Here is an 18192-nt window from a genome sequence, read left to right as displayed (position 1 = left end):
TCCCGCTCGAGATCAAGGAGTGGCCAGCCAGGCACCCTTCTCCCCAATAATTACAACGCGTTACATCAGTCGGCCAGCTTACGATTCGATGCTTTCGGCGCCAGTTGGACGCCGGGAATGACGGTGGATACTGTTTTGGGGAGCCATAATCCACATGGCGGGTAACACGCTTGCGCCTGTTATCGATTTCCTCGCCGCGCATGCGCCCTTCAGCGCCATGCCGGAAGAGGAGCTGCGCCATCTCGCCCAGCGCCTGCAGCTGGCCTTTTTCGCCCAAGGCGAAGTGCTGGCCGCGCCCGACGACGGGGCCGCGGCGCGCCTGTACATCATCAAGCAAGGGCGCGTGGCCGGCGAGCCGGCGGGCGATCCCGCCGGCGGTCAGGACGCATGGGAGCTGGGCGCGGGCGAGGCGTTCCCGATCGGCGCGCTGATGGCGGGGCGGCCGGTCACCATGGTGCACCGCGCCACGCAGGACACCTTCTGCTTCGAACTCGCGCGCGACGACTTTCTCGAACTCCTGCAGCGCAGCGCTCACTTCAAGGACTTCTGCACCCGACGCCTCGCCAACCTGCTGGACAATGCGCTGCGCCATGTGCAGACCGCCTGCGCCGCGCAGGTCACCGAGCGACAGCCCTTGACCACCCCGCTGCAAACCTTGGTGCGTCGCCGCCCGGTCCGCTGCCGGCCACAGACGTCGATCCGCGCGGCACTCGAGACCATGCAGCGCGAGCGCGTCGGCAGCATCGTCGCCTGCGATGACGACGAGCGGCCGGTGGGCGTGTTCACGCTGCACGACCTGCTCGACCGCGTCGCCCTGCCCGAGCACGACCTCGACGCGCCCATCGCGAGCGTGATGACTCACGGCCCGCTCAGCCTGCCGGCGCAGGCGCTCGCCCATGAGGCCGCGCTGCTGATGGCGCGCGAGGGCTTCGGCCACGTGTGCATCGTGGAAGGCGATCGTCTAGTGGGTGTGGTGTCCGAACGCGACCTGTTCGCCTTCCATCGGCTGGGCCTGGTCAACCTCACGCGCGCCATCCTGCACGCGCACGATATCCCGGCGCTGAAGGCCCTGTCGGGCGACGTGCACCGCGCCGCCCATCAGCTGCTCGCGCAGGGCGCGCAGGTCGACCAGATCACGCGCATCATCACCGCCCTGAACGACCACATCACGCGGCGCGTGATCGAGCTGTGCGACGGCGACCAAAGCCCGCCCTTCACTTGGCTCGCCTTCGGCAGCGAGGGCCGCCACGAGCAGACCCTGCGCACCGACCAGGACAACGGCATCCTGCTCGCCGAACCGCTGGACGAGGCCGGGCGGGTGGCGGTGTTGGTCCGCGCGCGGCGCATCAACGAGGCCCTGGCCGAGTGCGGCTTCCCGCTGTGTCCCGGCAACATCATGGCCTCCAACCCGGAGCTCTGCCTCACCGCCGCCGAGTGGCGTCAGCGTTTCGATCGCTGGATCGAACAGGGTTCGCCCGAGCACCTGCTCAAGGTCAGCATTTTCTTCGATCTGCGCGCCCTGCTCGGCGACGAACCGGCGGTGGACGAGCTGCGCGCCTGGATCCTGGAGCGGGCGGGACGCACGCCCCGCTTCCTGCGGTTGATGGCCGAGAACGCGCTGCGCAATGCACCGCCCCTCGGCCTGATCCGCGACTTCCAGGTCAGCAGCGGCGGCGAGCACCCCAACACGCTGGACCTCAAAGGCCAGGGTGCGATGCCCTTTACCGATGCGGCGCGCGTCTACGCCCTGGCCCACGGCATCCGTGAGACCAATACCGCGCGGCGCCTGCTCGCCCTCGCGGAGGCCGACCACCTGCCCCGGAGCGAGACGGCGGCCTGGATCGACGCCTACCACTTCATCCAGCTCCTGCGCCTGCGTCAGCATCACGACCAGGAGCGGGCCGGCGTGGCGCTCGACAACCACCTGGACCCCGACACGCTCAACGAGCTGGATCGGCGCATCCTCAAGGAGAGCTTTCGCCAGGCGCGCAAGCTGCAGGCTCGGCTCGGCATGGACTATGCCCTGTGAAATGGTGGCCCGGCCGCCTTCGCCCGCGCCTGAGCGAGGCACAGCGCGCGCGCCTGGACGGCTGGCGCGCGCGCAGGGCGCGCGACGAAAGTGCACCGGCGGACGCCTATCTGGTGGTGGACCTAGAGACCGGCGGGCTCAACTTGCGGCGCGATCGGGTGCTATCCATCGGCGCCGTACCGGTCGACGCAGGGCGCCTGCAACTCGGCCGCGCCATGCACCGGGTACTGCGTCAGGACGCGCCCAGCGAGCGCGAGAACATCCTGGTGCACGGCCTGGGCCCGACGCAGCAACTGGCCGGGGAACCGCCCGCCGAATGCCTGCTCGACTTTCTCGAACTGGCCGAGCGGCGCACGCTGGTGGCCTACCACGCGCCGTTCGATGCGGCGTTCCTCACCCGCGCGCTGCGCCGCCACTTAGGGGTGCGCGCGCTGCCGAACGTGTGGCTGGACCTCGCGCGCCTGCTGCCGGCCCTGTTTCCCGGCGCGCCGGCGGGGCAGGCCTCGCTGGACGACTGGCTGGCACGCTTTGGCATCCCCGCGCTTCAGCGCCACAGCGCGCATGCCGATGCACTGGCAGCGGCGCAACTGTTTCTGATCGCGCTCAACAAGGCGCGCTCGCAAGGGCTGGCCGGAGCGGGCGCCCTATGCGCCCAGGCCGAGGCCTGTGACCGATTCCCCGCCGGCGGGGGCATTAGCGGTGTCTGATCAGCGGGCCGGCCCGCTGATCGCATAAATATAAAAGGGGCTCGATGTGCAAACCGATGACAAAAAGCAGGCGTATTGGGATAAAAACCTACGCCTGACAGCAGTACTGCTGGGGATTTGGTTCGTCGTCACGTACGTGGTCGTGTTCTTTGCACCGGCGATCAACCAGATCAGCTTTCTGGGTTTTCCGCTCGCGTTCTACATGGGCGCCCAGGGGGCCTTGATCATTTATGTCGCGATCATCGCCTACTACGCCTGGACCATGAACCGCCTGGACCGCGAGTACGGCGTCGCCGAGGAGGAGAACTAAAAAATGGCGACCGACAAGTTTATTGCCAACCTCCCCAAGATCTACGGGCTGTACACCGGCGGTTTCCTCGCCTTCGTGGTCGTGTTGGGCATCCTCGAGATGTTCGGCCTGCCGCAGCGGGTGATCGGCTGGATCTTCCTCGCCGCCACCATCGGTCTGTACGCCGTGATCGGCATCATCTCGCGCACCAGCGAGGTGTCCGAGTACTACGTCGCAGGGCGCAAGGTGCCGCCCGTGTTCAACGGTATGGCGGTGGGCTCCGACTGGATGTCGGCGGCCTCCTTCATCGGCATGGCCGGTACGCTGTATGCGTTCGGCTATGACGGCCTCGCCTACGTGATGGGCTGGACCGGCGGCTACGTGCTGGTGGCGCTGCTGATCGCCCCGTACCTGCGCAAGTTCGGCCAGTACACCGTGCCCGACTTCCTGGGCGCGCGTTACGGCGGCAACATGGCCCGCACCATCGGCATCATCGCGGCCATCGCGGCGTCGTTCACCTACGTGGTGGCGCAGATCACCGGCGCGGGCATCATCACCAGCCGCTTCCTGGAGATCCCCTTCGAGGTCGGCGTGTTCGTGGGCCTGGCCGGCATCCTGGTGTGCTCCATGCTAGGCGGCATGCGCGCGGTGACCTGGACGCAGGTGGCGCAGTACATCATCCTGATCATCGCCTACCTGATTCCCATCGTGTGGATGTCCTACCAGGTGACGGGCGTGCCCATCCCGCAGCTCATGTACGGTGAGGCCCTGCAGCAAATCGCCGTGCTCGAGCAGCAGCTGGGGGTGACCAACCCGCACGCCGTGCCGTTCACCGACATGGACAAGCTCAACTTCATGGCCCTGACCTTCTGCCTGATGGTCGGTACCGCGGCCCTGCCGCACATCCTGATGCGCTTCTACACCACGCCCAGCGTGCGGGCGGCGCGCAATTCGGTGGGCTGGTCGCTGTTCTTTATCTTCCTGCTGTACTTCTCGGCCCCGGCCTATGCCGCGTTCGCGAAGCTGGAGGTGTACAAGAACGTGATCGGCACCCCCATCGCCGAGCTGCCGGCCTGGGTGGAATCGTGGGCACGGGTCGGCCTGGTGCGGGTCGAGGACGTGATGGGCGACGGTATCCTGCACCTGCAGGGTCTGACCCTGAACGCCGACGCCATCGTGCTCGCCACGCCGGAGATCGCGGGCCTGCCCTACGTCATCGCCGGCCTGGTGGCCGCCGGTGGTCTGGCCGCGGCGCTCTCGACCGCGGACGGTCTGCTGCTCACCATCTCCAACGCGCTGTCGCACGACCTCTACTACAAGATGGTCAACCCGCAGGCCTCCACCAAGAAGCGCCTCATGATCGCCCGCAGCCTGCTGCTGCTGGTGGCGGTGGTCGCCGCCGCGGTGGCGGCACAGCGTCCGGCCGGTATTTTGGCCATCGTGGCGTGGGCCTTCTCGCTCGCGGGGGCGGCCTTCTTCCCGGCCTTGGTCCTGGGCGTGTTCTGGAGTCGGGCCAACAAGGCCGGCGCCGTGGCGGGTATGATCGTGGGCTTCGGCCTCACGCTCTTCTACCTGATCGGCGTGCACTTCATGGGCATGGACAAGTGGTTCGGCATCAACGCCGTGGCGGCCGGCACGTTCGGCATCCCGGCGGGCTTCATCACCATGATCGTGGTGAGCCTGCTGACCCAGGCGCCCTCGCAGGAGGTGCGCAACTTCGTGCAGAGCGTGCGCTACCCGCGTCTGGATCAGGCCTAGCCCCACCGGCTGGGGGCAGGGACGCCCCGCCTCGGCCTAGACGCAACCCACCGGGCCCGGCTTCGGCCGGGCCCATTTTTTCGCGAGGGCTGTTTCGCACATGACGATGTTTCAACTCTTCCAGATCCTGCAACTGATCCTCGGCGCCATGATGTGGACGCTGATCGGGCAGGGTCTGCTGGCACTGTTGCTACGCGAGCGCCGGCACGAGAACTCGATCTACAAGGTGATGGGCTGGGTCACCTGGCCGGCCCGGGCACTGGCGCGGGCACTCACGCCCCGGGTGGTCGTTGATGAGCACATCCCTCTACTGGCATTCTTACTGATCATCATGGTCCGGGTGGGGTTGTACATGTGGTTCTACGCCCAGGGCTGGATTCCCACCATCGATGTGGCGGCGCCCTGAGGCTTGCGCCTCCCGCGCCACCGCTAATCAGGAGCACGTATGGCCGACGACAAGGTTTACGACATTCCAAAAGCGATCGCCCAGCGCGCGCATATCGATGCCGAGCGTTACCAAGCGATGTACCGCCAGTCCGTCGAGGATCCAGAGACGTTTTGGGCCGAGCAGGCTAAGACCTTCCTGACCTGGGACAAGCCCTGGGACAAGGTGCTCGACTGGGACTTCCACAAGGCGCACATCCGCTGGTTCGAGGGCGGCCAGCTCAACGTGACCGTCAACTGCCTGGACCGTCATCTGGCGCAGCGCGGCGACCAGACCGCCATCCTCTGGGAAGGCGACGACCCCAACGAAGACCGTAAGATCAGCTACCGCGAACTGCACGCCGAGGTGTGCCGCCTCGCCAACGTGCTCAAGGCGCGCGGCGTGAAAAAAGGCGACCGCGTGTGCATCTACATGCCCATGGTGCCCGAGGCCGCGGCCGCCATGCTGGCCTGCGCACGCATCGGCGCGGTGCACTCGGTGGTGTTCGGCGGCTTCTCGCCCGAATCGCTGAAGGACCGCATCCTCGACTCCGACTGCCGCGTGGTGATCACCGCCGACGAAGGCCTGCGCGGCAGCAAGGCCGTGCCGCTCAAGGCCAACACCGACAAGGCGCTCAGCCACTGCCCGGACGTACACACCGTACTGGTGTTGCGCCGCACCGGCGGCAACATCGACTGGGACGCCGAACGTGACATGTGGTACCACGAGGCGATGGCCGACGCCGCCGCCGAATGCGCGCCCGAGCCGATGGACGCCGAGGACCCGCTGTTCATCCTCTATACCTCCGGTTCTACCGGCAAACCGAAGGGCGTGCTGCACACCACCGGCGGCTACCTGCTGTTCGCCGCCATGACCCACAAATACGTGTTCGACTACCAGGACGGCGAGGTGTACTGGTGCACCGCCGACGTGGGCTGGGTCACGGGGCACACGTACATCGTGTACGGACCGCTCGCCAACGGCGCCATTTCGCTGATGTTCGAGGGCGTGCCCACCTATCCCGACGCCTCGCGCTTCTGGCAGGTGATCGACAAGCATCAGGTCAACACCTTCTACACCGCGCCGACCGCGATCCGCGCGCTGATGCGCGAGGGCGAAGCGCCGGTGAAGAAGACCCAGCGCACCAGCCTGCGCATCCTCGGTACCGTGGGCGAGCCCATCAACCCGGAGGCTTGGGAGTGGTACCACCGCGTGGTCGGCGATGGGCGCTGCCCGGTGGTGGACACCTGGTGGCAGACCGAGACCGGCGGCCACCTGATCACCCCGCTACCGGGCGCCACGAAACTCAAGCCCGGCTCGGCCACGCTGCCCTTCTTCGGCGTGGTGCCGGCCATCGTGGATAACGAGGGCAAGGTGCTGGAGGGCGAGTGTGAAGGCAACCTCGTCATCACCCGTCCCTGGCCGGGGCAGATGCGTACGGTGTACGGCGACCACCAGCGCTTCATCGACACCTACTTCAAGACCTACCCGGGCTTCTACTTCTCGGGCGACGGCGCACGCCGCGACAAGGACGGCTATTACTGGATCACCGGCCGCGTGGACGACGTGCTCAACATCTCCGGCCATCGCCTCGGGACCGCGGAGATCGAGAGCGCGCTGGTGCTGCACCCGGCCGTCGCCGAGGCCGCGGTGGTCGGTTACCCGCACGACATCAAGGGCCAGGGTATTTACGCCTATGTCACCCTGATGTCGGGCGCCGAGCCCACGGATGAACTGCGCAAGGAGTTGGTCGCGCAGGTGCGCAGCGAGATCGGCCCGATCGCCACCCCGGACGTGATCCAGTGGGCCCCGGGCTTGCCCAAGACCCGCTCGGGCAAGATCATGCGCCGCATCCTGCGCAAGATCGCCGGCAACGAAATCGACATGCTGGGCGATACCTCGACGCTGGCCGATCCCAGCGTGGTGCAAAGCCTGATCGACAACCGCGCCAACCGCTGACGCGGTGTGCCGCCCCGGCGATCCCCGCGCCGGGGCGGCCCTTCCCTACCTCGGCTGTACTCGCCCGCTTCGCACCTTGCCGCGCACGCCGACGCCGCCGCCCGCGGCTCCTCTACCGGCTGCTAGGCTGAAGGAGCCTGTGGGTTCTTAACGGTAAGGAGGGAGTCGATGGGACCACGTTTTTGGGGCCCCGCCGCCCTTTTCGCCCTGTGCCTGAGCAGCGTCGCCGGCGCGCACGATCACGGCGCCGCCTCGGCCAGCGACGGACTGGTGGTCATGCCCAGCGCGCATTCTGTGGACACCACCCTCGATCGCCTGACAAGCGCGCTGGAGGATAAAGGCCTCACCGTTTTCACTCGCATCGATCATGCCGCCGGCGCGGCCCGCGCCGGCCTCGAGATGCGCCCCACTCAGGTGCTGTTGTTCGGCAATCCAGCCATCGGCACACCGATCATGCAGTGTGCCCCTGCCGCTGCGGTCGACTTTCCGCAAAAGGCGCTGGTGTGGGAAGACGCTGAGGGGCGGGTCTTTTTGGCCTACAACGACCCGCAGTACCTCGCCGCGCGGCACCAGATCGAAGGCTGCGACGCCGAGCTCCAGAAGATGAGCGACGCGCTGGACAACTTCACGCGCGCCGCGACCGACGGCGGCGACTGACCCGTTTCTTCGGCGGCCCGGGCGCGAGATGCCCGCGGCCGTTCCTCCCGAGTCGGCGAAATTGGGACCCATCGCCGCTACGCGCATACCCCCGCCCTCTACACTTGCCGCGGCGCGCCCCCCGCCTCCACTGCCTCCCCGAACGGCCGACACACCCCAACATGCTACGTCTACTCGTGTCCGTGATCGCGCTGCTGTTCGCTACGGCCATTCTGCTCACGGGCATCGGTTTACTGAGTACCCTGCTCGGTCTGCGCGGCGCGCTCGCCGGCTTCAGCGACACCACGATCGGCGCCATTATGTCGGCCTACTTCGTAGGCTACATCGTCGGAACCTGGCTCTCGCCCCGCTTGATCCGCCGCGTCGGGCACGTGCGCGCCTTCGCTACTTTGGCCTCGATTGCATCGGCCAGCGTGCTGGCTCATGCGCTCATCATCGATCCCTGGATCTGGGCGGGGCTGCGCGTGGTCACCGGGATTTGCCTGGTGGGGCTGTACATGATCATCGAGAGCTGGCTCAACGCCGCCGCGCCCAACCATCGACGCGGCCAAGTGTTCGCGACCTACATGGCGGTCACCTTGGTCGCCATGGCCGCGGGGCAGTACCTCATCCTGGTGGCGGACATCGCGGACTTCGCCCTGTTCGCCCTGGTCACCGTCCTGATCTCCCTCTCGCTGGTGCCGCTCACCACCTCCACCGGCGCCGAACCGCACCGCGTAGGTGGCGCCCGCACCGGCCTCAAGCGTCTGTATGAGGTGTCGCCGCTCGGTATGCTGGGCGCGTTCGCCGCGGGGGTGACCAACGGCGCCTTCTGGGCCTTGGGTGCGGTGTTCGCCCACCGGACCGAACTGACGGAGGTCGCGATCGCCGCCTTCATGAGCGCGCTCATCGTCGGCGGTGCACTGCTGCAGTGGCCCATCGGGCGCCTGTCGGACCACGGCGAGCGGCGCGTGGTGCTGGTGGTGGTGGCGCTGCTCGCCGCATTGCTGGCCGCCGCCATCGCGCTGGCCGCCCACTACTGGCCGGCGGCCATGGCGGTGCTGGCCTTCTTCTACGGCGGCATGGTGTTCTCCATCTACAGCGTCAGCGTCGCCTGCGTGAACGACCACCTCGAGCCGCTGGAGATCCTGGAGGCCACCGGCGGGCTGCTGCTGCTCTACGGCATCGGCGCCATCATCGGCCCCCTGCTTGGCGGCGTGGCCATGGACCGCCTCGGCGGCCCCGCGCTGTTCGGGGGTATGGCCGTCATCCTGGCCCTGTTGGCCGCCTTCGGGCTGCTCCAGCTGCGCCGCCGCCACGAGGCGCCGCCGGAGCATCCCGAGCCCTTCGTGCCGCTGCACCGCACAACGCCCGCGTCGGTGCAGATGGACCCACGCGCGGACGCCGAACCCGAGCTCGACCTGCAGCGCTGATTGCGACACCTGGAAGCCGACGGCCGGCACCGATAAGCTTAAGGGAAACCTTCGGAGCGCTTCGGAGGCGCGAAGTACCCCGCTTTTTGTTCGCGTGGTCAGATACACCAGCATGGCGTTATCCAGACTTCCTATCAGCAACCGCCGGAGGTGCGAGATGCGCAGCTTCATCGACAATGCGGGCCAGGCCTGGGATGTGGCCGTGGGTAAGGAGTCGTACGGCAATCTGGTGCTCCTGTTCGCCCCGCGCGACGAGGAAGGTTACGTGCGCAAGACGGTGATGGGGGCTACCAGTCTGATCGATGCCGAGCGCGAGCTACGCACGCTGACCGAGCAGGATCTGCAGCGCCGCCTCGAGCATTCCGAGGAGTGGGATTGAAGCCGCGCACCCATCCCAGCGACGCCCCCTGCCCCTGCGGCTCCGGCGCGCCCTACGGCGCCTGCTGCGAGCCCCTGCTGAGCGAGCGGGAGGCAGCGCCCACGGCCGAGCGCCTCATGCGCTCGCGCTACACCGCGTTTGTCCTACACGACGCGCACTACCTGCTGAGATCCTGGCACAGCCGCACACGTCCACCCAATCTCAATGTGCCGTCCGACGGCGAGTGGCTAGGCTTGAAGGTGCTTGAAACCGAGGCGGGCGGCCCCCACGATCAACAAGGGACCGTGGAGTTCGTGGCCCGCTACAAGTACCGCGGCACGGCCGAGCGGCTCCACGAGCGCAGTCGATTCGAACGAGAGGAGGGTGCGTGGCGTTATGTGGATGCAGTGGACTTCCCCGAACCCGCGACGCGGGGAGCAGCGCGTCGCAGCAAGTCCGGCGGGCGACCGGCCTGATCAGGGGCTCGCGATGAAACACCGCCTGCGCGAGGGCGCCCCCGCGCCGGATTTCGAGCTACCCGATCAGCACGGACGTTTGCACCGGCTACGGGACTACCGCGGCAACTGGGTGCTGCTCTATTTCTACCCCAAGGACGACACGCCGGGCTGCACGACCGAGGCCTGCGCCTTCCGCGACGCCCTGCGCGAGTTCCAGGCACTCGACGCCCTGGTGCTCGGCGTCAGCCGCGACGGCCCACCGTCGCACGCGATGTTCGTCGACAAATATGACCTCAACTTTCCGCTGCTGGCCGACACCGGCACGAAAGCGGCCACGGCGTATGGGGCCGTGTGGGGCGTCGGGCCACTGAAGGCGATACGCCGGCAGAGTTTTCTGATCGATCCCGAGGGCCGCATCGCCCGCATCTACCGCAGCGTCGACGCCCCGCGTCACGCAGGCCAAGTGCTGGAGGACCTGCGCGCCCTGCGCCGAGCGGACGCCCCGCCGGCGCCTGGGTGAGCGAAACGCAGCGGCCATCGCGCGCTAGCGCACCGCGCTGCCCAGCGACACCACATGGCGGACCCCCTCGGCGACCGACAGGGACGCGGGCGCGACGCAGTGGGGGGCCAGCGCGAGCAGGCGCCCCGCCGTCGGGTTGGGCGCCGCGGGCAGGAACACCCACAGACGGCCGTCGTCCGTCGCCTCCGCCGTCACGAAGCCGAGTTCCTCGCGCCCTTCGCTGCGCACCCACACCACGCGTTTGAACAGCCCCTCCCCCTGCGGCTGCTGGTGCAGGACCTGCTGCACCGTGCGGTACATCAGGCCGAGCGTGGGCATGCGCGCGAGGCGCCGCTCCAGCGCATCCCACACCCAACGCCCCACGACCGTCGACAACAGCAGGCCGAACAGGTAGGTGCCGAGCACCGCGAGCAGAATCCCGAGGCCGGGCACATAGAACGGTTGCGCCGCCAGCCAGGTACCGGCGGCCAGACGCTCGATGTAGCGCGCGGCGGCCAGCACGGCCAACAACGGTAGGAGCGCGAGCGCGCCCGCGAGGAAGTGTCCCCAGAAATGGCCTCGTCGCATGGTGGATCTCTCCGCTTCTCGTTATTCGTTCGACGCGATCATAGGGCACCCGCTGCCGGCACGGCCAGCGGCCGCGCCGGCAGCCTCGCAAATAAAAGGGCGCTGCGGGAGCGGCCCCGCAGCGCCCGCGGACAGGGTATCGCGGCCTCAGGGCTTGAGGTACACGAAGCCTTCACGCGCCTGCAGGCGCGCCACCTCACCCACGCCCGAAGGGACCACGTGGGCCTCGGGCATCAATTCACTCTGATCGATGTCCCGGCTCTTGAGCGTAATGGCACACACGTTGAACTCGACTCCCTGCATCTCCAATTCCTGCACCGGGATGTCGAAGGGGTTGCCGTTGGCATCCGCCGCCCCCTGCATCAGGAAGTCGATCCCGGCGGCGTGCGTGACCACCTTGATCTGCGCATCGGGATTCACACTCAGGTGGTTGCGGATATTCCGCAAGGCGTCGCTGGCCTGCTCGACGCCCTCATTGACGTGGTACACGACCTTGTCGGGACCCACGTTGGCATCCTGACCGACCTCCTCCTGCGCCAGCGCCCAGCCGGCCACGCCCGCCACCACCATGGCCAGCAAGCCCGCTGCCCAACCGCGTCCGTTTCGTATCATCCTCAGACTCCTTCCTCTATTGTTGACCCCTTAACGGGATGCAATGGATGTGCCGGTGCCGGCGCACGCGTAAGCGCCTGAATCACCGCCCGTGCGGCCGGCTGCCGTGCAATGCGCAATCGCTCGCATTGCACTCTGCATGGCGCCCGGCGCCGCGGGGGGCTGTTAGACTCATCGACCATGATCGTCAGGAGCGACTTTCGCCCGGCCTGGTGGCTGCCCGGCCCGCACGCGCAGACCCTGTGGCCGCACCTCCTTCGCCGGCCGCGCGTGGTCCTGCACCGCGAGCGCCTGGAACTGCCCGACGGGGACTTCCTGGACCTCGACTGGAACAGCCGCGAGCGAGGTCCCCTTGCGCTGGTCCTGCACGGGCTCGAGGGCTCGAGCCGCTCGGGCTATGCGCGCGGCCTGCTGCGGGAACTGCACGACCGCGGCCTGCGCGGCGTGCTAATGCACTTCCGCGGCTGCAGCGGGGAACCCAACCGCCTTGCGCGCAGCTATCACTCGGGCGAGACCGGTGACCTCGCCCACGTGGTACGCGAACTGCGGCGCCGCGAGCCGCACACGCCACTGGGCGTGGTCGGCTTCTCGCTGGGCGGCAACGTGCTGCTGAAATGGCTGGGCGAGACCGGCGCGCGGCGGGAGGCGCCGCTCGTACAGGCTGCGGTGGCGGTGTCGGTACCCTTCATGCTCGCGGATGCGGCCGCGCGCCTCGAACGCGGTACCTCGCGCCTGTACCAGTGGGCGCTGCTGCGTACCCTCCGCCGCTCGCTGCGGCGCAAGCTGCGCCTGCGCGGCGGGACCCTCGACGCACGCCGGTTGCGCGCGCTGCGCAGCTTTCGCGCCTTCGATGAGCACGTCACCGCCCCGCTGCACGGCTTTGCCGGCGCGGACGAGTACTACCGCCTGGCGAGCAGTCGCCAGTACCTGCGCGACATCCGCGTGCCGACGCTGATTCTGCACGCGCGCGACGATCCCTTCATGTCCGCGGACTGTATCCCCGCCGCCGCAGAACTCTCCCCGCAGGTACGCCTCGAACTCGCCGAGCGCGGCGGGCATGTCGGTTTCGTGAGCGGCCGCTGGCCCTGGCGCCCCCATTACTGGCTGGAGCCGCGCATCGCGGACCACCTCGGCGTTCACCTTGCCGACCTCGCGCGGGAGACGGCAGCATGAGCGCAAACGGCCCGCGCGCAGGCGTCGGCGCGCTGGTCATCCACGACGGTCGAGTCCTGCTGGTGCGCCGCGGCGCAGCGCCGCATCAGGGTGAGTGGGCGATCCCCGGCGGCAAGGTTGAGCTCGGCGAGACCCTGCAGCAGGCGGCCGCACGGGAAGTGCTGGAAGAGACGGGCCTGCGTATCGCCGCAGGGGAACCCGTTTACGCCTTCGACGTCATCGAGCGCGACGCCCTGGGGGCGGTATGCTTCCACTACGTCGTGGTAGACCTCGAGGCCCGGTACCTCGGCGGCGAACTCCGCGCCGACAGTGATGTACTGGATGCGGCCTGGCTGCGCCCGGACGAACTCGTGGACCTGCCGGTCAACGCCGTCACCCTGACACTGCTCCGCCGCTGTGGGTTCACGTCGTGAGCGCGACCCAAGGCGCAGATCACCGCGTGGTGGCGGCGTGTGGGCGGGTTCCTGGCCTTCATCGGGCTGTTTGGGCACACTAGCGGCGCTCGGGGCCGTCGCCGCCGCGCGGCCACAAGAACAACCAACACAGATCGGACCATGCTCAACGCCATCGCCCTGCGCACGCTCCTGCTACCGCTCCTGCTAGCCGTGCTCGCCCTGAGCGGCTGCGCCTCCGCGCCGCACCCTGTCCCCGCGCCGCCCTCGGTGTCACCGGCGCCGCCGCCCGACGTGGTACGACGCTTGATGGCTCAGCACGACGAATGGGCCGGGACGCCCTATCGGCTCGGCGGTAACAGCCGCCGCGGGATCGACTGCTCGGCCTTCGTGCAGACCACCTACGCCGAGCGCTTCGGTCACCGACTGCCCCGCTCCACCGAGGATCAGGCACGTCACGGGCAGCCCGTCCGCCGCGATCAACTGCAAGCCGGCGACCTGGTGTTCTTCCGCACCGGCCGCAAGACCCGGCACGTGGGCATCTACATGGGCGATAGCCGCTTCCTGCACGCCTCGACCAGCCAGGGCGTGACTGTCTCCCGCCTCGACAATCCCTACTGGACCTCCGCCTACTGGATGTCCCGCCGCCCCTGAGCGGCACCGCGCGACGAAGGCCCTCGCGCTAGCGTAAGACGTTCCGCAAGCGGCGCAGGTCTGCCAGTTCGTCCCGATCGTCCGCAAGTAGCCGGCGCGTGCCGCCGCACAGGTCAACCTGCCCGCTCACGTGGACATAAAAGAGGTAGCGCCCGCCCACCGCCAGATCGATGGCGCAGTGGCCCGGATGCACGGGCTCACTCCAAACCGCCGACGGAGACGCCGGATAACCCTTGTAGGCTTCCTCCACCGCCACCGTCGCTGCGACGGCCGCCGCCGCGTCGAACAGCGGCCCAGGATGAGCCGCGTCCCGCACCGTGACGACGCGGCCGACGAACACCTCGGCCGCCGCGCCGTAGTGCCCCTCGACCGAGTCGGGCAGACAACTGCACGCGCTCCCGAGCGTCGGCACGATGAACAGTGCGCCACCCACCACCGCCTGAATGCAACTCACTCGCGCCGCCACCGGCCCTCCCCTCGCTGTACCGCCGCTGCCCCCAGCACCGCCAAAGCCGTTTCGGGCCTATCATATCGTTTGCATCGCAGACAGTCGGCTGTCGATTGCCGTCCGCCCCGTTCGATAAGAACAATAAGAAGATCGATCCAAGGAGGAACGCCCATGGCCTCAACGAACCACGTCTCAGCAGCCAAGGCCCACCCGCACGTGGTCGTGCTCGTCGGCACCCGCAAAGGCGCGTGGCTGTTTCACGCCTCGCCGGACCGCCAGGACTGGCGGGTGGATGGCCCGCACTTCCTCGGCCAGATCATCCACCACCTGGTGCTCGACCCGCGCGACCGTCGCACGCTGCTCGCGGCGGCGAAGACCGGCCACCTGGGCCCTACCCTGTACCGATCAATGGACCTCGGCGCCACATGGCGCGAGGCGACCCGGCCGCCGGCGTTCGCGCCCGCACCCAATGGCCAGGGGCGCGCGGTGGACCATACCTTCTGGCTCACCCCCTGCCATGCCGATGAGCCGCAGGCGTGGTACGCCGGCACCTCGCCGCAGGGCCTGTTTCGTTCCGAGGACGGCGGCGATACCTGGGCGCCCTACTCGAGCCTCAACGACGACGCGCAATTCCGCGCGTGGATGGGCACCGTGCAGGACGGCACGCCGGATGGTCCGAAGCTGCATTCCATCATCGTCGACCCGCGCGACCCGGCGCACCTGTATATCGCCATGTCGGGCGGCGGCGTGCACGAGTCGCGCGACGCCGGACGAAGCTTCACGCCGCTCATCAAGGGCCTCGCGGTGGTACCCGGCTTCGACCCGGCGGAGCCCACCTTTCATGACCCGCACTGCGTCCAACTCTGCCCGAGCAATCCGGACCGCCTGTATCAACAGAACCACTGCGGCATCTATCGCCTCGACCGGCCGGACGACGCCTGGGTGCGCATCGGCCGCGCCATGCCGCGCGAGGTGGGCGACATCGGCTTTCCCATCGTGGTGCACCCGCGCGATGCCGACACCGCATGGGTGTTTCCGATGGACGGCACCGATGTCTGGCCGCGCACCAGCCCCGGCGGCACGCCCGCGGTCTACGCCACGCACGACGGCGGCCAGAGCTGGCAGCGCCATGATGCGGGACTGCCGCTCGAGCAGGCCTGGTGGACCGTCAAGCGCCAGGCGATGACCGCCGATGCGCAGGACCCGGTCGGGCTGTACTTCGGCACCACCAGCGGAGAGCTATGGATGAGCGCCAACGAGGGGGCGCAATGGCACTGTGTCGCGCGCCACCTGCCCGAGATCTACTCCGTGGAAGCGGGCCTGCTCGATTAGTGGCCGCTGACATGAACGTACTGATCCCAACCCCGCTCCAGTCCTACACGGGCGCCGACCGCGTGCAGGCGCGAGGCGCGACCCTGCACGAGGTGCTCACGGACCTCGACCAGCGCTACCCCGGCTTCCGGTTCCGCATCATCGACGAACAGAACCGCATGCGCCCGCACATGCGCTTCTTCGTCAACGGCGAAGCGGTGTTCGACCTTTCGCGCCCGCTCGCAGAGCAAGACGACGTGGCGATCGTGCAGGCCTTGAGCGGTGGGTGATGCGCGGGCTCAGAATCCCGCGCCGGTCAGCCAGGCGTAGCCGTCCAGCGTGACGCCGATGCCCAGCCCGTAAGGCAGGTGGGTGATGGTGCTGGCCAGGACCGGGCGCGTGCCGGGAAGGGGACGGCGTGCGAACACGCCCCAGCCGAAGGCTGGGAACAGAATGAACCACGGCAACAGCGAGGTAATGAAGCCGTACACGATGGCCGGCACGATGTGGCTGCTCGGCGTGGGGATACCGGTCGCAAGAAAAAACAACGGGTACACCAGGGCGACGCAGCCGCCGCCCACCAGATAATGGAACACCATCCCCGCGCGCGCCTCGCCCTCGCGCGCCGGCGACTCGGTGATCTCGCTGTGAGCGAAGCGCAGGCGCCCCCAGCCGAGCACCCAGCGACCGATGAGCGCGGCGGTCACCCCGCTGTGGATGCCGGTGGTGCGCTTGTTCCAATCGTCGACCAGATCCATCCACCAGGAGCCGAGCAGGCCCCCGGCGAACGCTACCAACAGGAATTCCACCTTACAGCCCCCCCTCACCCACGCTCTCGACGTCCGGCGCCGACAGCGAAGCTTTTACCATGGTACGCGCAAGCACCGCGGTGACATCCACCAGCGTCTTGTCGCGCTGGGTGGTAGGAATCAGCGGCAACTCGGTGCAGGCGAGCAGCACGACCGGCGCGCGCAGCCCCTCCAGGACGCGCGCGAACTTGCCGAAGGTCTCGGCACGCTGCGGCCCGTAGCGCTTGACGCACTGGATGATCTCGTCCAACAACGCGGGCTCCTCCGGCGTCTCCAGGCGCACGTCGCGCGCCAGCGGCGTGTAGGCCGACCAGCGATCGAGCGCCATCACCCGACTGATCGACAAGATGGCGGCCTCCTCCACCCCCTCGGCCTGGAGGTAAGCGCGCACCGCGTCGACGATGGACACGAAACGCGCGTTGAGCTGCAAGTCCGCAATCCGGTCGGCGTAGTAGTGCAGCGCGTTGCACGCGATGCAGAACAGGTCGACGCCGGCGGCATCCATGGTAAGCAGCGTCTGGCGTAAAACCTCCCACAGCCGCTCCTCGTTGCCTTCGAGGTCCATGGCGAGACCGAGCTCGGGCACCGAGAAGACCGTGACATCGGGGGCGTCAAGGTCACCGCGGTAGGCGGCGCCCAGCATCGCCCGGTTCGCCGCCAGCATCTTGCTCCACAGATCGAGGCCGGCCTCCGGCCCGGCGCCTGTGATGATCCCGAGCCGCCGGCGGGCAACAGGAGCGGCCCATGCCGCCCTCGCCTCATCCCCCATATTTCTTCCTCTCAAACGTGCCAACAGGCTTCGGTGACCACGTCCCCGTCGGCAAAATAGTTGAAGATCGGCGTGCTGTTGCCGAGTACATGCTTCGAAACGTAAACGCCGAAGCGAATCCGATTCGAATAGATCGCGTTGAAGATATTGACCACGATGTCGGGCGCGTAGTCGCTCGTGACCTGCTTGAGGAAGGTTCCGAGAATCAGGTTGCACTTTGGATTCGGTCCTTCCTTCACCACCAGCATCTCCTGATCAGGGCCCTGTACGGCGTAGACGCGGCCGGGCGGTTCTGCCTGACACGTGGCCCGATTGATACAGCGCACCAGCGCTGGATCATCGGGACTTACGACGAGAAAGGTCTCGGGACTGCGCTTGGCGAGCTTGCGCAGCGTCGTGGAGGCCTTGTTGCGCATCGCGCTCTCGAACATCACCGAGACGTCGCTGCGCGACAGCGCGTAACGGTCGAGAATGGCACGGTAGTTTTCGGGTAGCGCATATTCGGCCCGCAGCCGCTCGCGCTCGGCAGGATCGATCCCGATGTCGTTGATCCACAGCACCAGCACCCCGTCTTTGCCCTGCGAACGCAGATCGTGCAGCAGCTTGGCGCCACTCAAGAACGAGATCTCCTCGGCATCGCTGTCATGCGAAAGGTCACTGAGTTCGGGGGACAGGCAGTAATGGCCGGCGATAATGGCGGCCCGACGGACGGAATTCGTGCAGGCGATCGGGTCCAGCGCACGACAATCGACGTTTTCCATGGCGACAACCCTTCTGTTGGACGGAGGAAAACGGTGTCGGCCGTGGAGCAGGTCCCGGTGTAGGCCCGGCGCGGCCGCCCCCGAAGGGGCCGCCGTACTTTGGCACCGGGCGCCACGCGTGCTAG

Annotated in this window: 22 protein-coding genes; 16 read left to right on the top strand and 6 right to left on the bottom strand. The window is 67.9% G+C overall.

Features of this window, described 5'->3' with window-relative positions; translation table 11 throughout:
- The first annotated feature begins 154 nt into the window (after positions 1-154).
- The 11 genes from HUS23_12935 to HUS23_12885 all read left to right on the top strand — a co-directional run bounded on the left by HUS23_12935 (position 155) and on the right by HUS23_12885 (position 10571).
- The gene (locus HUS23_12935; GenBank protein ID QKT04648.1) at positions 155-2029 is read left to right on the top strand and encodes a CBS domain-containing protein; all 1875 of its coding nucleotides are present in this window, start codon (positions 155-157) and stop codon (positions 2027-2029) included.
- Complete coding sequence (locus HUS23_12930) at positions 2026-2736, top strand: 3'-5' exonuclease (GenBank protein QKT04647.1); 711 nt, start codon at positions 2026-2028, stop codon at positions 2734-2736. Before HUS23_12935 ends, HUS23_12930 begins: the two co-directional genes overlap by 4 nt.
- Before the next feature lie 46 nt (positions 2737-2782).
- Positions 2783-3046, top strand: coding sequence for a DUF4212 domain-containing protein (locus tag HUS23_12925; protein ID QKT04646.1), 264 nt, complete (start codon positions 2783-2785; stop codon positions 3044-3046).
- A gap of 3 nt (positions 3047-3049) precedes the next feature.
- Complete coding sequence (locus tag HUS23_12920; protein QKT04645.1) at positions 3050-4783, top strand: cation acetate symporter; 1734 nt, start codon at positions 3050-3052, stop codon at positions 4781-4783.
- A 100-nt stretch (positions 4784-4883) separates the two neighbouring features.
- Positions 4884-5189: a hypothetical protein gene (locus tag HUS23_12915; protein QKT04644.1), complete on the top strand. Its 306-nt coding sequence runs from the start codon at positions 4884-4886 to the stop codon at positions 5187-5189.
- Positions 5190-5228: 39 nt separating this feature from the next.
- On the top strand, positions 5229-7166 hold the full coding sequence (gene acs / locus HUS23_12910) for an acetate--CoA ligase (GenBank protein ID QKT04643.1): 1938 nt from the start codon (positions 5229-5231) through the stop codon (positions 7164-7166).
- Between the two features lie 168 nt (positions 7167-7334).
- Positions 7335-7823 (top strand): DUF302 domain-containing protein, encoded by a 489-nt coding sequence (locus tag HUS23_12905; protein ID QKT04642.1) that lies wholly within the window; start codon positions 7335-7337, stop codon positions 7821-7823.
- A 161-nt stretch (positions 7824-7984) separates the two neighbouring features.
- Entirely contained in the window at positions 7985-9235 is a 1251-nt protein-coding gene (locus HUS23_12900; protein ID QKT04641.1) for an MFS transporter, read from the top strand.
- A 157-nt stretch (positions 9236-9392) separates the two neighbouring features.
- Positions 9393-9614, top strand: a complete 222-nt coding sequence (locus HUS23_12895) for a hypothetical protein (GenBank protein ID QKT04640.1) — start codon at positions 9393-9395, stop codon at positions 9612-9614.
- Positions 9611-10069 carry an SEC-C domain-containing protein gene (locus tag HUS23_12890; GenBank protein ID QKT04639.1) on the top strand — a complete coding sequence of 153 codons (459 nt, stop codon included), beginning with the start codon at positions 9611-9613 and terminating at the stop codon, positions 10067-10069. Before HUS23_12895 ends, HUS23_12890 begins: the two co-directional genes overlap by 4 nt.
- Before the next feature lie 13 nt (positions 10070-10082).
- Entirely contained in the window at positions 10083-10571 is a 489-nt protein-coding gene (locus HUS23_12885; GenBank protein ID QKT04638.1) for a peroxiredoxin, read from the top strand.
- A gap of 24 nt (positions 10572-10595) precedes the next feature.
- On the opposite strand, the gene HUS23_12880 is transcribed toward HUS23_12885, so the two are convergent.
- Positions 10596-11138, bottom strand: coding sequence for a DUF502 domain-containing protein (locus HUS23_12880; GenBank protein QKT04637.1), 543 nt, complete (start codon positions 11136-11138; stop codon positions 10596-10598).
- Positions 11139-11285: 147 nt separating this feature from the next.
- A complete protein-coding gene (locus HUS23_12875; protein ID QKT05086.1) occupies positions 11286-11627 on the bottom strand; it encodes a DsrE family protein in 342 nt (113 codons plus the stop codon).
- A 303-nt stretch (positions 11628-11930) separates the two neighbouring features.
- Here HUS23_12875 and HUS23_12870 point away from each other — a divergent pair, with 303 nt between their 5' ends.
- The 3 genes from HUS23_12870 to HUS23_12860 all read left to right on the top strand — a co-directional run bounded on the left by HUS23_12870 (position 11931) and on the right by HUS23_12860 (position 13969).
- Positions 11931-12923 (top strand): hydrolase, encoded by a 993-nt coding sequence (locus tag HUS23_12870; protein QKT04636.1) that lies wholly within the window; start codon positions 11931-11933, stop codon positions 12921-12923.
- Complete coding sequence (locus HUS23_12865; protein ID QKT04635.1) at positions 12920-13336, top strand: NUDIX hydrolase; 417 nt, start codon at positions 12920-12922, stop codon at positions 13334-13336. The genes HUS23_12870 and HUS23_12865 overlap by 4 nt, the downstream gene beginning before the upstream one ends.
- Before the next feature lie 141 nt (positions 13337-13477).
- The gene (locus HUS23_12860; protein QKT04634.1) at positions 13478-13969 is read left to right on the top strand and encodes a C40 family peptidase; all 492 of its coding nucleotides are present in this window, start codon (positions 13478-13480) and stop codon (positions 13967-13969) included.
- Between the two features lie 28 nt (positions 13970-13997).
- On the opposite strand, the gene HUS23_12855 is transcribed toward HUS23_12860, so the two are convergent.
- Complete coding sequence (locus tag HUS23_12855; GenBank protein ID QKT04633.1) at positions 13998-14423, bottom strand: hypothetical protein; 426 nt, start codon at positions 14421-14423, stop codon at positions 13998-14000.
- 165 nt (positions 14424-14588) lie between these two features.
- Here HUS23_12855 and HUS23_12850 point away from each other — a divergent pair, with 165 nt between their 5' ends.
- Positions 14589-15749, top strand: coding sequence for a glycosyl hydrolase (locus tag HUS23_12850; GenBank protein ID QKT04632.1), 1161 nt, complete (start codon positions 14589-14591; stop codon positions 15747-15749).
- A gap of 11 nt (positions 15750-15760) precedes the next feature.
- Entirely contained in the window at positions 15761-16018 is a 258-nt protein-coding gene (locus HUS23_12845) for a MoaD/ThiS family protein (protein QKT04631.1), read from the top strand.
- 9 nt (positions 16019-16027) lie between these two features.
- On the opposite strand, the gene HUS23_12840 is transcribed toward HUS23_12845, so the two are convergent.
- From HUS23_12840 to HUS23_12830, 3 genes are read right to left on the bottom strand one after another with little or no spacing between them, the layout of a single operon-like run.
- A complete protein-coding gene (locus tag HUS23_12840; GenBank protein QKT04630.1) occupies positions 16028-16537 on the bottom strand; it encodes a DUF2938 family protein in 510 nt (169 codons plus the stop codon).
- A 1-nt stretch (position 16538) separates the two neighbouring features.
- A complete protein-coding gene (locus HUS23_12835; protein QKT04629.1) occupies positions 16539-17306 on the bottom strand; it encodes an aspartate/glutamate racemase family protein in 768 nt (255 codons plus the stop codon).
- A gap of 11 nt (positions 17307-17317) precedes the next feature.
- The gene (locus HUS23_12830) at positions 17318-18067 is read right to left on the bottom strand and encodes a hypothetical protein (protein QKT04628.1); all 750 of its coding nucleotides are present in this window, start codon (positions 18065-18067) and stop codon (positions 17318-17320) included.
- Between the last annotated feature and the right edge of the window lie 125 nt (positions 18068-18192).

This window comes from Ectothiorhodospiraceae bacterium 2226, assembly GCA_013348725.1.
Taxonomy (GTDB): domain Bacteria; phylum Pseudomonadota; class Gammaproteobacteria.
The sequence above is the reverse complement of the archived record's forward strand: the minus strand, read 5'-3'. Positions and strand labels throughout refer to the sequence as shown.

Bases quoted from the DNA above. Each gene is read 5' to 3' on its own strand.
- HUS23_12865 (QKT04635.1), top strand. From the start codon at position 12,920: ATGAGCGCAAACGGCCCGCGCGCAGGCGTCGGCGCGCTGGTCATCCAC.
- HUS23_12935 (QKT04648.1), top strand. From the start codon at position 155: ATGGCGGGTAACACGCTTGCGCCTGTTATCGATTTCCTCGCCGCGCAT.
- acs (QKT04643.1), top strand. From the start codon at position 5,229: ATGGCCGACGACAAGGTTTACGACATTCCAAAAGCGATCGCCCAGCGC.
- HUS23_12900 (QKT04641.1), top strand. From the start codon at position 7,985: ATGCTACGTCTACTCGTGTCCGTGATCGCGCTGCTGTTCGCTACGGCC.
- HUS23_12920 (QKT04645.1), top strand. From the start codon at position 3,050: ATGGCGACCGACAAGTTTATTGCCAACCTCCCCAAGATCTACGGGCTG.
- HUS23_12845 (QKT04631.1), top strand. From the start codon at position 15,761: ATGAACGTACTGATCCCAACCCCGCTCCAGTCCTACACGGGCGCCGAC.
- HUS23_12885 (QKT04638.1), top strand. From the start codon at position 10,083: ATGAAACACCGCCTGCGCGAGGGCGCCCCCGCGCCGGATTTCGAGCTA.
- HUS23_12895 (QKT04640.1), top strand. From the start codon at position 9,393: ATGCGCAGCTTCATCGACAATGCGGGCCAGGCCTGGGATGTGGCCGTG.
- HUS23_12850 (QKT04632.1), top strand. From the start codon at position 14,589: ATGGCCTCAACGAACCACGTCTCAGCAGCCAAGGCCCACCCGCACGTG.
- HUS23_12880 (QKT04637.1), bottom strand. From the start codon at position 11,138: ATGCGACGAGGCCATTTCTGGGGACACTTCCTCGCGGGCGCGCTCGCG.
- HUS23_12830 (QKT04628.1), bottom strand. From the start codon at position 18,067: ATGGAAAACGTCGATTGTCGTGCGCTGGACCCGATCGCCTGCACGAAT.
- HUS23_12915 (QKT04644.1), top strand. From the start codon at position 4,884: ATGACGATGTTTCAACTCTTCCAGATCCTGCAACTGATCCTCGGCGCC.
- HUS23_12870 (QKT04636.1), top strand. From the start codon at position 11,931: ATGATCGTCAGGAGCGACTTTCGCCCGGCCTGGTGGCTGCCCGGCCCG.
- HUS23_12835 (QKT04629.1), bottom strand. From the start codon at position 17,306: ATGGGGGATGAGGCGAGGGCGGCATGGGCCGCTCCTGTTGCCCGCCGG.
- HUS23_12905 (QKT04642.1), top strand. From the start codon at position 7,335: ATGGGACCACGTTTTTGGGGCCCCGCCGCCCTTTTCGCCCTGTGCCTG.
- HUS23_12860 (QKT04634.1), top strand. From the start codon at position 13,478: ATGCTCAACGCCATCGCCCTGCGCACGCTCCTGCTACCGCTCCTGCTA.